The organism is Escherichia sp. MOD1-EC5950 (genome assembly GCF_002965345.1).
Lineage (GTDB): Bacteria > Pseudomonadota > Gammaproteobacteria > Enterobacterales > Enterobacteriaceae > Escherichia > Escherichia marmotae.
The window spans coordinates 16,797-29,806 of the sequence record NZ_PTSR01000026.1 but is presented as its reverse complement, the minus strand read 5'-3'; the positions used below and the strand labels follow the sequence as shown (position 1 = coordinate 29,806).

At 44.2% G+C, this 13,010-nt stretch carries 15 protein-coding genes; 9 read left to right on the top strand and 6 right to left on the bottom strand.

Annotation, left to right across the window (positions count from 1 at the left end; genetic code table 11):
- Positions 1 to 143 precede the first annotated feature (143 nt).
- Entirely contained in the window at positions 144 to 1,208 is a 1,065-nt protein-coding gene (locus BEA93_RS19825; RefSeq protein WP_105224952.1) for an alpha/beta hydrolase, read from the top strand.
- A gap of 233 nt (positions 1,209 to 1,441) precedes the next feature.
- On the opposite strand, the gene BEA93_RS19820 is transcribed toward BEA93_RS19825, so the two are convergent.
- Together BEA93_RS19820 and BEA93_RS19815 are read right to left on the bottom strand one after the other, a co-directional pair.
- Positions 1,442 to 2,488 carry an NAD(P)-dependent alcohol dehydrogenase gene (locus tag BEA93_RS19820; RefSeq protein WP_000848740.1) on the bottom strand — a complete coding sequence of 349 codons (1,047 nt, stop codon included), beginning with the start codon at positions 2,486 to 2,488 and terminating at the stop codon, positions 1,442 to 1,444.
- 162 nt (positions 2,489 to 2,650) lie between these two features.
- Complete coding sequence (locus BEA93_RS19815; RefSeq protein ID WP_123057422.1) at positions 2,651 to 3,520, bottom strand: aldo/keto reductase; 870 nt, start codon at positions 3,518 to 3,520, stop codon at positions 2,651 to 2,653.
- 250 nt (positions 3,521 to 3,770) lie between these two features.
- Between BEA93_RS19815 and BEA93_RS19810 the strand changes: the two genes are divergently transcribed.
- Complete coding sequence (locus BEA93_RS19810; protein WP_105224950.1) at positions 3,771 to 4,622, top strand: aldo/keto reductase; 852 nt, start codon at positions 3,771 to 3,773, stop codon at positions 4,620 to 4,622.
- 26 nt (positions 4,623 to 4,648) lie between these two features.
- Positions 4,649 to 5,638 (top strand): aldo/keto reductase, encoded by a 990-nt coding sequence (locus tag BEA93_RS19805; protein ID WP_105224949.1) that lies wholly within the window; start codon positions 4,649 to 4,651, stop codon positions 5,636 to 5,638.
- A 34-nt stretch (positions 5,639 to 5,672) separates the two neighbouring features.
- On the opposite strand, the gene BEA93_RS19800 is transcribed toward BEA93_RS19805, so the two are convergent.
- Positions 5,673 to 6,566 carry a LysR family transcriptional regulator gene (locus tag BEA93_RS19800; RefSeq protein ID WP_000910707.1) on the bottom strand — a complete coding sequence of 298 codons (894 nt, stop codon included), beginning with the start codon at positions 6,564 to 6,566 and terminating at the stop codon, positions 5,673 to 5,675.
- 148 nt (positions 6,567 to 6,714) lie between these two features.
- Between BEA93_RS19800 and BEA93_RS19795 the strand changes: the two genes are divergently transcribed.
- The 5 genes from BEA93_RS19795 (at position 6,715) to ykgO (ending at position 9,169) form a co-directional block, all read left to right on the top strand.
- The gene (locus tag BEA93_RS19795; RefSeq protein ID WP_000699099.1) at positions 6,715 to 7,497 is read left to right on the top strand and encodes an SDR family oxidoreductase; all 783 of its coding nucleotides are present in this window, start codon (positions 6,715 to 6,717) and stop codon (positions 7,495 to 7,497) included.
- A gap of 125 nt (positions 7,498 to 7,622) precedes the next feature.
- Complete coding sequence (locus BEA93_RS19790; protein ID WP_000645741.1) at positions 7,623 to 7,874, top strand: DUF1471 domain-containing protein; 252 nt, start codon at positions 7,623 to 7,625, stop codon at positions 7,872 to 7,874.
- 317 nt (positions 7,875 to 8,191) lie between these two features.
- Complete coding sequence (ykgR, locus tag BEA93_RS19785; RefSeq protein WP_000662202.1) at positions 8,192 to 8,293, top strand: small membrane protein YkgR; 102 nt, start codon at positions 8,192 to 8,194, stop codon at positions 8,291 to 8,293.
- A 472-nt stretch (positions 8,294 to 8,765) separates the two neighbouring features.
- Entirely contained in the window at positions 8,766 to 9,029 is a 264-nt protein-coding gene (locus BEA93_RS19780; RefSeq protein WP_000812360.1) for a type B 50S ribosomal protein L31, read from the top strand.
- Positions 9,029 to 9,169 carry a type B 50S ribosomal protein L36 gene (gene ykgO, locus BEA93_RS19775; RefSeq protein ID WP_000866436.1) on the top strand — a complete coding sequence of 47 codons (141 nt, stop codon included), beginning with the start codon at positions 9,029 to 9,031 and terminating at the stop codon, positions 9,167 to 9,169. The genes BEA93_RS19780 and ykgO overlap by 1 nt, the downstream gene beginning before the upstream one ends.
- Positions 9,170 to 9,263: 94 nt before the next feature.
- Here ykgO and BEA93_RS19770 read toward each other — a convergent pair whose 3' ends face one another.
- From BEA93_RS19770 to BEA93_RS19760, 3 genes are all read right to left on the bottom strand, one after another.
- Positions 9,264 to 9,941 (bottom strand): tetratricopeptide repeat protein, encoded by a 678-nt coding sequence (locus tag BEA93_RS19770; RefSeq protein ID WP_001515804.1) that lies wholly within the window; start codon positions 9,939 to 9,941, stop codon positions 9,264 to 9,266.
- A 59-nt stretch (positions 9,942 to 10,000) separates the two neighbouring features.
- Positions 10,001 to 11,296 carry a prolyl oligopeptidase family serine peptidase gene (locus tag BEA93_RS19765; RefSeq protein ID WP_105224948.1) on the bottom strand — a complete coding sequence of 432 codons (1,296 nt, stop codon included), beginning with the start codon at positions 11,294 to 11,296 and terminating at the stop codon, positions 10,001 to 10,003.
- A gap of 88 nt (positions 11,297 to 11,384) precedes the next feature.
- On the bottom strand, positions 11,385 to 12,032 hold the full coding sequence (locus tag BEA93_RS19760) for an O-methyltransferase (RefSeq protein ID WP_001515803.1): 648 nt from the start codon (positions 12,030 to 12,032) through the stop codon (positions 11,385 to 11,387).
- 145 nt (positions 12,033 to 12,177) lie between these two features.
- Here BEA93_RS19760 and BEA93_RS19755 point away from each other — a divergent pair, with 145 nt between their 5' ends.
- Positions 12,178 to 12,855, top strand: a complete 678-nt coding sequence (locus tag BEA93_RS19755; RefSeq protein ID WP_001515802.1) for a TetR/AcrR family transcriptional regulator — start codon at positions 12,178 to 12,180, stop codon at positions 12,853 to 12,855.
- Positions 12,856 to 13,010 lie beyond the last annotated feature (155 nt).

Genomic DNA, 13,010 nt, shown 5'->3' with positions numbered 1-13,010 from the left:
AGACTGGCCCCCTGATCAGAGAACATATGTGATTCATCATCCGCATTCATGAATCTGCCAAATAAAGGCAATCAAGGGGGCAAAATAATTAACGCTGGTAACTCAGATATGATTGAACGGCAACCATAACAGAGGATGTAATCTTGAAAACTGTCTTAAAAACGCTGGCTATCTGCATGATGGCAGGAGGTCTGGCGGCGCAGTCGGTCTCTGCCGAACCATTGGTCATTCAGGAACAAGGAAGCTTTTCTGCCGGGGGCACCATCATCACCGCGCCAGGAACATTTGATGCGAAAAAGCCGCTGGGCTCGGCGGGGCAAACTTATCATGGCGATCATGCGTCAGTGTTCTACCAAATCCCGGAGAATCCGCATAAATATCCCATCGTTATGCTACACGGCGCAGGTCAATCTTCCCGTACCTGGGAAAGTACGCCGGATGGTCGTGAGGGATTCCAGAACATATTCCTGCGTCGCGGATTCTCCACGTATATTGTCGATCAGCCGCGTCGGGGTGATGCCGGACGTACCACTGTAGAAAGTACGGTTACACCAAAACCCGATGAGCAGATGTGGTTTAACCAGTTCCGTGTTGGCGTGTGGCCAGCGTATTTTAAAGGCGTCCAGTTTTCCCACGACAAAGAGGCACTGAATCAGTATTTCCGCCAGATAACCCCGAATACAGGGCCGTTTGATGTCAATGTCATCTCTGATGCGATGTCTGCCGTAGTAGATAAATCAGGTTCGGCAATCCTCTTCACTCACTCTCAGGGTGGTGGTCCAGGCTGGTATACCGCGATAAAAAACAACAAGGTAAAAGCCATTGTCGCCTTCGAGCCAGGAAGTGGCTTTGTGTTCCCGGAAAAAGAACTCCCACCCCCTATGCCAAGTGCGTTCGACACGCTGAAGGGTGAACCAGTGCCAATGGAGCAGTTTATGGCGCTGACTAAAATCCCGATTCTGATTATTTACGGCGATAACATACCGGATAAGCCTGTAGCCATGCCCGCGCAGGACAGTTGGCGAGTACGCCTGGCAATGGCGCGTACGTGGCGTGACGTGGTTAACAAGCATGGTGGGGATGTGACGGTGACGCATCTGCCTGAAGTAGGGATAAAAGGTAATACCCACTTCCCGTTCTCTGACCTGAATAATGTGCAAATCGCTGATTTGGTCAGTAAATTCATTCATGACAAAAAACTTGATTAATTAAGCAAAGGGGGCTGACTCGCGCTCCCTTTATGTTGGGACTTCCCATATTCCGTCACATCAGGATACAAACTGATACTCTTTCCTTTCCGCAATGAGAGGCACGAAAGAATCTTCATGATTTGATGGCATTCATCGTTGTTGCGCGTAAAAGGAGTTTCACCAGAGCAGCGGTTCAATTTTGTGATTTATTGGTAAATATAAAGAATCGCTGCTCTGAATTACTCCGTTACTCAGCCATTCAGTGAAGCCATGTCAATGACAAAACGATGCGCCATATCCCCTTTTGCAAGGCGGGCAAAAGCATCGTTTATCTGATCAATATTGATCATTTCACATTCGGGATAGACATTATGCTTCGCGCAGAAATCCAGCACTTCCTGTGTTTCTGCAATACCACCGATGAGTGAACCTGCAACACGGCGACGCCCCATAATCAGAGGGATCGTTGAAGGTTCTTCCACAGGACCAACCTGGCCAACAATAACTAATGAACCATCAATATCTAGTAATGGGGTGTAGATATTCAGGTCGTGTTTAACGGGAACTGTATCGATAATCAAATCGAATGCGCAGGCTGAGCTTTGTAATGCCTCGGGGTCTGAAGACGGGAGAATGCCTTTTGCACCGAGCGATTTTGCCTCATCCTCTTTGCTTTTCGTCCGGCTAATCACAGTAACGTCAGCCCCCATCGCAACGGCCAGTTTTACCGCCATATGGCCTAATCCGCCTAACCCAATAACACCCACACGGCTGCCAGGGCCAACATTCCAGGTACGTAATGGTGAGAACGTGGTGATACCTGCACAGAGAATCGGCGCGGTTTTCGCTAAATCCATATTTTCAGGGATCCGCAGGACAAATTCCTCACGTACCACAATATGTTTGGAGTAGCCTCCCTGAGTGATTTCGCCGCTAATCCGATCCTTAGCACCATAAGTTGGCGTCATCCCGTGGCGGCAATACTGCTCTTCGCCCTGCTCACACTGGTCGCAGTGCATACAGCTATCGACCATACAGCCAACGGCAACATGATCACCTACCTGATATTTTTTAACCCCCTGCCCCACTGATCTCACGACACCAACAATTTCGTGCCCCGGAATTAACGGATAAGGTTGAGGCCCCCAGTCGCCATTAACTGTATGTAAATCTGAGTGACAAACGCCACAATAAAGAATTTCAATGGCAATATCATTGTCACGTAACTCACGACGTTTAAAATGATAAGGAACCAGCTTTGCGTCGGCAGAGAGTGCAGCATAACCAATAGTTTTCATAACGTGCCTCTTCATTGTGAAATGATTAATAATTTAAGGATCATATCCTTAAAGCACTGGCTAAAAGCCATATTGTCTGAATGTGACTACTTTATAAAATAAAGCCTGTACGCTCAGATAAAACATCCTTATCCAAATGATATAGCTCAACAAATACTAAAATCAGTCATGTATTTTTACGCCAAGACAACCACGAACAAACTCAGGATTAAAATGTTTTACGGATTCGCCAACATAGCCTAAATCGAGTGAACTAATTTGTTCCATTTCTTCATCTTTCAGGGAAAAATCCCAGATGGCGAAATTTTTCTCAATACGGTGTTGATGAGTCGATTTCGGTATAACAACTACGCCTCGTTGAATATTCCAGCGCAGGATTACCTGAGAAATCGATTTCTGGTGAGTATTTGCAATACTCTGAAGCATTTTGTTTTCAAATGGCTTATGTCTTCCACCGCCTAATGGAGCCCAGGCTTCAGGCTGCACATTATAGTACTTCATCGTTGCCAGCGCCTCAGGTTGAGCAAAATAGGGATGCAGTTCCACCTGGTTTACCATTGGTTTTACTCTGACAGTTTCACAAAAATTTGCTAATACATGAGGATAGAAGTTGGAAACACCAATCGCTTTCAGTTTCCCCTCATCATAAGCCTCTTCCAGGGCGCGCCACGCACTGAAATAATCGCGCATTGCCTGGTGCAATAAATAGAGATCAAAGTATTCAAGGCCCGATTTTTTTAACGATGCTTCAATTCCTGCTTTTGCTGTATCGCGATCGACCATGTCCTGTACCCAAAGTTTTGAGGTAATAAATAATTCCTCTCGGGTACAAAGACCTTCCGAAATGGCCTCACGAACCGCTTCACCGACAGCATCTTCATTACCGTATACCGCAGCAGTATCGATAAGACGATAACCTGTCCGGATAGCACTCAACACCGACTGTTTACACTCTTCTTTATCGGTAACCTGAAAAACCCCAAAACCGACCATCGGCATTTTAAGATTGTTGCTTAATACAGAAAATTCCACGGTAAGCACCTCCATCACGTATGGATCATTATTCTAAGTTAAAATACAACTCCCGATTAGTATGCAAATTGTGATTTCACTTATGCAGATAATTCATTAATAAAATAGCCCCACCTGGTTACGAGGCCACTCAAATCTGCATTCTGGCGGATTAATGAATTTTGTTCATAGCCCCTGACAAATCCTTCCGTCTAATCTCATCACTCCCTTTACGTTATGCTTCCCGTGAACAATAACGGGAGGTAACACCATGCAAACTGTAAAACTGAACAACGGTATTGAAATGCCCTTGCTGGGTTTTGGTGTATTTCAGATGACAGATGCCGCCGAATGCGAAAGAGCGGTTATTGACGCTATTGACACCGGTTATCGCCTGATTGATACCGCCGCTTCATATCAGAATGAAACCCAGGTTGGGAATGCGCTAAAACAAAGTGGTATTGCGCGTAACGAACTCTTTGTCACCACTAAACTCTGGTTGCAGGATACGAATTACGAAGGTGCCAAAGCCCAGTTCGAACGCTCACTGAATCGACTGCAACTTGATTACGTTGACCTGTATTTGATTCACCAGCCATACGGCGATGTCCACGGTGCCTGGCGCGCCATGGAAGAACTGCAACAGGCAGGCAAGATCCGCGCTATTGGCGTCAGTAACTTCCACCCTGACCGACTGGCTGACCTTATCGCCTTTAATAAAGTCGTTCCGGCGGTGAACCAGATTGAAGTTAACCCCTTCAACCAGCAATTACAGGCCGTTCCGTGGATGAAAAGTCGTGGTATTCAGCCAGAAGCCTGGGCACCGTTTGCGGAAGGTAAAAATGGTCTGTTCCAGCATCCTGTATTGGCGGCAATAGGCAAGAAATACGGCAAAAGCGTGGGTCAGGTTGTTTTGCGCTGGATCTACCAACGAGGCATCGTTTCGCTGGCGAAATCAGTACGAAAAGAACGCATGGAAGAAAACATTAACATTCTTGATTTTGAACTCAGTCCTGAAGATATGCTGCAGATTACTGCCCTTGATACTGCAACCAGCGCGTTCTTCTCTCACCGCGATCCCGCAATGGTGGAATGGCTGACTGGCCGCAAACTTGATGTTTAAGCCGCGATAAAAGAGGTATTCATTCAATGCAAAAACGTTATCTGGGTAAATCCGGACTCGAAGTCTCCGCCCTTGGACTCGGTTGCATGGGCTTGAGCTACGGCTACGGTCCGGCAACAAATACCCGTCAGGCTATCGAACTCATTCGCGCTGCCGTTGAACGTGGCGTTACCTTCTTCGATACCGCCGAAGTGTATGGTCCGTATCTGAATGAAGAAGTTGTTGGCGAAGCCTTAAAACCGTTTCGTGACCGCGTGGTGATTGCCACTAAATTTGGCTTTACCTTCGGTGATGATAATAAGCAGCAGATTTTAAACAGCCGCCCGGAACATATCCGTGAAGCCGTTGAAGGATCATTACGCCGTCTGAAGACAGATGTTATTGACCTGTTGTATCAACACCGTGTCGATCCAGATGTCCCGATTGAAGACGTTGCTGGAACGGTGAAAGACCTTATCGCAGAAGGTAAAGTCAAACATTTCGGACTGTCCGAAGCGGGTGTGCAAACCATTCGTCGTGCACATGCAGTACAACCTGTCACCGCTCTGCAAAGCGAATACTCCATGTGGTGGCGTGAGCCTGAGCAGGAAATTCTGCCGTTGCTGGAGGAGCTGGGAATTGGTTTTGTGCCATTCAGCCCATTAGGTAAAGGTTTTCTGACGGGGTCAATTAAACCAGGGACAACTTTTAGTAAGGATGATTACCGCAGCACCGTACCGCGTTTCGCTGCACAAGCCATTGAAGCCAATGAAAAACTGGTCACGTTGTTGGGTGAGCTGGCTGCAGAGAAAGGGGTAACGTCTGCCCAAATTGCACTGGCCTGGCTGTTAGCACAAAAACCGTGGATTGTTCCCATCCCGGGCACCACTAAACTGCACCGGCTGGAAGAAAACCTGGGCGCTGTCGACATTATTCTTTCGCAGAAAGATACACAGCAGATAACCCAGGCACTGGAAACAATTAAAATCGTCGGTGAACGTTACTCGCCTGAGCACCAGGCACGCGTAGGTCGTTGATGCCCAAACGGGTCCACAGCAAAATGCGGACCCGTTATTCCGAGTAGCGAAGTGCATCGATCAACAGCGCAAAAGCAGGCGGGTGCTGCTTACGGCTGGGATAGTAAAGATAATATCCAGGGAAAGAAGGACACCACTCCTGTAAAACCTGAATAAGTTCGCCTGACTTTACATAATCCTGAACCGAGTTTTCGGGAACACAGGCGATACCAAATCCTGATAATGCGGCATCAATTCTTTCTGGCAGCAGATTAAACGTCAGTTGCCCATCAACTCTGACCCGTAACGGTTTGCCTTCTCGCTCAAACTCCCAGTGATAAATTCCACCGGCAGTTGGCAAACGCATATTGATACACTGATGATTTTGTAGATCGTGAGGCGTTTCTGGTAAGGAATTAGCCGCAAAATACGCCGGTGCTCCCACCACGGCCATCCGCATATCAGGTCCAATCTTCACGGCAATCATATCTTTATCCACACTTTCACCCAGACGGATCCCGGCATCAAAGCGGCCTTCAACAATATCGACAAAACCGTTATCTACCACCAGTTCAACATTGATTTCGGGATACTCCCTGAGGAACGGTTTTAGCTTCGGCCAGACCAGACTGCGCGCAGCATGTTCCCCGGCAGATAAACGAATATTCCCGGAGGGCGTGCCGTTCAGTTGAATAAGTGATTCCAGCTCCTGTTCAAGCTCGTCAATACGAGGCTCAAGACAGGCAATTATTCTCTCCCCTGCTTCCGTGGGAGCCACGCTGCGGGTAGTTCGGGTTAAGAGGCGGATATTTAGCCTTTCCTCCAGCGCCTTAATCGCATGGCTGAGAGCAGACTGAGAAACACCGAGTTTGCCCGCGGCTTTGGTAAAACTTCGCTCCCTTGCCACCACAAGAAATATTTGCAATTCGTTGAAGTTTTCTTTGAGCATTGGCAATTTCCTTGTAGAAGCATTCCCTTCAAAACGCACTCATGAAGGGTGTTCATAGACACAATCATTTTAGCCCCATTATTGACAATAATGATAATTGATATTCTGGCTGTATCGAAAATAAGGCTGAATTATCAGAAGGTTTATCATGAAAATACTCGTTGCAGGAGCGACAGGAAGCATTGGCATTCATGTTGTGAATACTGCTATTGCAATGGGCCATCAGCCCGTGGCTCTGGTCAGGAATCGGCGGAAAATCAAATTACTCCCTCGTGGAACAGATATTTTCTATGGCGATGTTTCAATACCTGAAACACTCACCGATTTACCGAAAGATATTGATGCCATCATTTTTACACTTGGCTCCGATGGTCAGGGACGTATTGGTGCCAGAGCGATAGATTACGGCGGTGTACGTAACATTTTGCGAAGATTCATGGCTACACCTGTTCGCATCGCCCTGATGACAACAATTGGCGTTACTGAGCGCCTCAGTAGCTGGAATCAACGTACTGAAGTTCATGACTGGAAAAGACGAGCTGAACGCCTGGTCAGAGCCAGTGGGCATACCTACACTATCGTCAGACCCGGCTGGTTTGATTACAACAATGATGATGAGCACAGAATCGTTATGCTTCAGGGGGATAGACGCCATGCGGGAACACCGGAAGATGGTGTTATCTCCCGGGAACAAATCGCCCAGGTTCTGGTAACTGCTCTGAGCAACGATGCAGCAAAAAATAAAACGTTCGAACTGGTCGCAGAGCGAGGAGAAGCACAGCAGGATCTCACCCCTCTGTTTGCAGAGTTGCAAAGTGATAATCCACAAAAAAATGATGGGGTTTTCGATATAAACAATATGCCCCTTACTGAAGAACCGGAATGCATTATTAACGACCTGAATCTGTATTCAAAAAATTCAAAAATCTGACAACGTTGTCATATGACAGTCAGTCTTATGACAGTTTAGAACTGTATATTTACATATCAAGAAGGAGGAGGCTCCTCCTGATATTCGTCAACTTCCAAATATATCGTTCAAAACAGGTATCAGATATGAAAGCACTACTAATTACTGCATTATTCATGGGATTCATTTCGGTAAATACCGCATCTGCTGCTGAGGAGATTCGTCATGCAGATGGCAAAGAAAAGATTGGTGTAGTTTCAGTCAGTAATGCCCTGACGCTTGATGAGGTATCAAATGCGCTTTCTCGTAAAGCTGATGAGCAAGGAGCAACGTCGTTCAAAATCCTGTCTACGACTGGGAATAACAAACTGCATGGTGTTGCTGAAATCTATAAGTAAATAGTAACTGACTGTTTATCATGAGCATCGATTCCATGACTTGCCCTTACGGCGAAAATACAGCCTCTGCGGGCTGTAAATACGGTGCTCTCTAAATGTGAATAGCACAATTACGCGGGGATCTTACAAGAAGAGCAGAGTAATCCTCAGGACCAATTTCAGGTGTCGAATATGGATCACTTTTGTGCGATTAGTAATAATTGATGTAATACATCTTTTCAAATTTGTGATACACCTCAAAAAATTGGTTGACCAAACTCGCTATCTATATACAAGGCGCTTATGAGGTGCGCTCTTTTTAAAGCGAGGAAATACCAATGAAAGAGAATAAGATACAGGAAATCAGTAATAAACTGATTAATATTGTTGTTTTTGTTGCAATTGTAGAATATGCCTATTTATTCCTCCACTTCTATTAATTACATCAAAAACAATTCCCTTAGGTGATATTTAATATATGTATCTTCTACCTCCTTCATAATAGCTATGCCTGTGGGAGAGGTATTTGTACTGTTTCAAAGGGAAGCTTAAAAAAACCGTATTTGTGCCGCACTGAAAGAGATTGCGCATTGAGTCAGCATTTTAGTTACCCAATGCGCATGTTGGTTCACTAAATTGCTACTTTGGCTGTGTGATAAATAATCAGCCGGTAAAGCAGAGCTTACCCACATTCTCAAATGCTTTCATACTGCTCCGCGGGTCGCGTCGTAAATCAGCAGTTCGGCTGCTGAATAGTGCCGTTACCAACGATAGCCAACAACATCTCTCACTTCCGGCACGTTCGGTTAGCTGCAGGAATCCCGCATATCCAGGTGGTCATAGGATTTTGTTGAAATTATCTGGACGAGAATGTATCTTTATTGTTATGTTATAACGTAACAGGAAGAAGTAATGAAACAAAATATCCATCCTGAATATCGTACCGTGGTGTTCCACGACACCAGTGCTGATGAGTACTTTAAAATTGGCTCCACTATCAAAACAGACCGTGAGATTGAACTGGATGGCGTAACGTATCCGTATGTAACGATTGATGTCTCTTCAAAATCACACCCGTTCTATACCGGGAAACTGAGATCCGTTTCATCAGAAGGAAATGTGGCGCGATTTACCCAGCGTTTTGGTCGTTTTGTTAGCACGAAAAAGGGGGCATGATGAAAGTCCTTAACTCTCTGCGCACAGCAAAAGAACGCCACCCAGACTGTCAGATTGTGAAGCGAAAAGGACGGCTATATGTTATTTGTAAATCTAATCCCCGTTTTAAGGCTGTTCAGGGGCGCAAGAAAAAGCGTTAACTCTGAGTTCGAAGGTTCAACAATACTTGTCTGGCTGGTCGCATAATCATGCCTGATTAATGCTGGTGTATTCAGTACGCCAGCATTAACTCACCTACTGCTGACGCTGTGTATTAGCTGCATCAATCGCTTTTTGATACCACTTTTCAGCCAGTTGGGGATTTTTCTCGACGCCCAATCCCAGTGAATAAATATCACCTAAAGCCACAAAACTGGGGGCAGTGATATGATCCATTCTGTTGATATGTTTAAGATAAAGGTTTATCGCTTTTTGGTAATCGCGCTCTACACCATAACCTTGCTCATAAAGTTTCGCCAGACGATACTGCGCCGTAATATCATTATGTTTATCGCCGTTCTTATAATATTCCGCTGCTTTTTTATAGTCCTGAGAAACGCCTAATCCTCTTTCATAAATAATCCCAAGATAACGTGCAGCTTTCATTTCTCCCGCTAAGTCAGCTTGCTCAAAAAGGCTTAAGGCTTTGGCATAATCAAACGGTACGCCATACCCATTAAGATATAAAATCCCTAAATCCAGTTTCGCTCGGGGATTTCCGCTGGCTGCTGATTTCGTCAACCATTTAAAAGACTGAGCGTAATTCACCGTTTGATTGTAGTTTCCATTTAGGTATGCTTCCCCCAATCTGGCTTGTGCTTCTGCATCTCCTTGAGCAGAGCGTGTAAGTATTTCATCAAAATTCATTTTTGATGCCGTATCTGCATATACAGATGCAGAAAAAAATAGAATTACAAATAATAATGTCTTCATTCTGTCTCTCGGCAAAAATGACTGCCAACACGTTACCTGATGACAGTCTGGTCTATTTTTTATTGTTTACGTTGGTTAAATAACCATTCGCGAATAGGTTCTATGCTGTAAGCAATACGCCATGTGTTACGATGCCCACTTGCCCCTTCTCGCGAAGAGTATTCATCAAATACACTGTCTTTTATAAAAACGGTATAACGGATATTAGTTTGTTCTTCAAACAAAGTGTCGGCAGCAAATCGATATTGCTCAGGCTCCCACTGGCCATTCCATGCCGCGCGAGAAACCTTTCCGCCAAATTGCTCAAGACGTTCAGTAATCGCGTTGAAGCTGGGAAAAGCTCCTGAATCATCCTCTGAGGCCATAAACCATAATTTGTTTTTAGCTATTGGAGCAACCTGTTCCGCATCCCACTTTCCTGCAACCAGGTAACTTGCTGTGAAAAAATCAGGATATTTAATATTCATGGCGATGGCCAGCATACATCCCCCTGACTGACCAGTAACATAAATACGCTCAGGATCTATTTTATATTCTTTTACCAAATACTGAACAAGATTTATTGTTGTATCAAGCAATGTTGAGGTACGCCAGTCATCATCAGCAATGATTTCATTATATTGAGGAGCTAAAACATAACAGGGACGTTTCATTTGCTCTTCAGGTTCTGCCCAAATTACTGCGCCTAACCCCTGAAACAGAGTCGTTGTAACTTGTGCACTGGTAGCCCCTGCATCATGCATAAAAAGAACCAGTGGTAATGGTTTATTTTGTTCTTCAGGAATAAAGAAATTATATTTTAGTATTTTCCCGCTTTCTTTATCTTTATATTCATCTTGTCTAAAACTATCCACTACCAGGTTTGAAACGGCGTTAGTTTCCAGTGTGGTATTTTGTGTGACGACAACAGCAGAAGCATCTTTATATTTAATTGTTTGGTTTAGTTTTTCTCCTGCAACCCAGGTAGGTTTACCTTGCCCTTGTTTGGGCGCTGCTTTTTGTATTGTTGGGTCCGTTATAGTTTCTTGCCATTCATTTTGTGGTTTGCTGTGTTCCAGTTCAAGTATCGCGTACTTACCTGATTTTGCTTCAACCAAAGCTGTTGACTGGCTGACAAATGTTTTATTGATGTGATAATTTTTTACACTAAACTCTATTGTTGAAAGTTCTTCCTTGTTTATAGGTTTTTCAAATTCTACAGAGATCGCAATAAGTCGAACTCCGTCACCAAAAACTTGTGTAATAGCTGTAGCATTTATTGCTTTGTTATTTGTGTTTGCAAATACAATGCGAGGCATTGAAACAATTAAAGCACCCGCAACACTTTTAATTAAAAACTCTCTGCGCGTCGGCATAAATGCCCCTTTACTTCTGATAAAAAGTAGATGAGTATCAGTATGAACAAGGACTATGATTTTTCAACTTTATCATTCGTACTTATATTTAACTTATCTTCAGTGCTAACTCTGTACCTCGTTTTATCGGTAATGTTATAGAAATAAAACCATTCTGTGGATCACGAACATAAGATAAAAAATCTGGTTCTGCGTTATCATTTAATATATATCCTCCCACTCGTAGCTGCGGCGCAACAATCTCAGTAACCTGACGAGCAAGACTTGGGCCATCAGCAAGAGGGAAACCATCAATAAGAATAAAATCGACAGGACCACCGAGATCTTTCAGTGTTTCTCTCGCATCACCGACACGAATATCAACAAAAGACGTAAGACCAGCCTCTGCCAGATTTCGGGACGCGACTTCAGCCTTTTCCCGAACCATTTCAGAACCAATCACCAGTCCGCCACCATTATCTTTCATCGCAGCGGCAAAATAGAGTGCTGACATACCTACAGAAGTTGCAAAGTCCACAACACGAGTGGCTTTCATTGCCCGGCACAGTAAGTAGATAAGTTCCCCCTGCTCTGGGGCTATGGAAAAGCCATAACCGGAAAATTTTTCAGGATCAAGTACAGGAGCTTCGCGAAACATCTCCTGCGGGGGATGTTTACGTTCATTATTCATGCGTTCCAGAACACGTATAACCTGAGGATCACGAATGGGGCTGATGCTATTATTTAATCGACTCATAAATAAGGACCTGTATTTTATGAAGTGATGCTACCTGGTTGTTTTCATACACCATGTTATGATCATTGCTTATGTTGTTGGTATAGTGATACCATTTTTGGTACTGGTCAAGTACCAAAAATGAATACAGGAGTAAATGTCTTTGATGAACAAGAGCGAAGTGAGTACACCGGTGCGACGGGGAAGACCCAAAAGTGCGGGACTTGATGAGCGTAAGAAAGCAATAGTTATTGGTGCGTATAGTGCCTTCATTGAGCTTGGTTTTGCCCAAACCTCAACCACAGAAATTGCTCGTCGGGCAAAAGTATCAAAAAGAACAATTTATGAAGTATTCAGTAATAAAAAGGAAATTTTTTCTGAAGTAATTAAAGAGTATAAAACCCTGTTCCTCGATCTTCCAAGACCGGAAAACGAGATGCTTCCTATTAATGAAACTCTGTTTCGCATATTCCGATTAGATATAGGTCAGGAAGAAGCTAAAGAGAGAGAAGCACTCTTAAAATTAATGACACGTGAATCAATTCTTTTTCCAGAGCTTTCAGACTATTTATATGCCACTAAAACGCTTCATTCAAGAGAACTGTTAATAGAATGGCTGGATATTCAACAAGCTCAAGGGCGTATTGCTGTTAAAAACACGGGTAATTGCGCGGGGATGCTAATGGATATTGTTTTTGGCGCATTAATTCCTCGTCGATGGGTTTTGGACGTTAATGAAGATCAGACACTAACACCTGAAGGTCGTCAGCAGCAACTTGAGGAAATAAAAGAACGTATCGAAACCGTTATACAAGGGATCAAAACTGAGCCTGCTCATCCATAGCATTTGATGGACGTTTTTTATGCAAATTACGAGGTAGCACTCATACTTTATACAAATAATCTGCCATCAAAGATGAAACCGGCTTACTCAATCTGACTGATGAAAGTGTCGAAAAGCGCCGGAAGGCGCAGGATGAAAAATATTTAATACGCGTT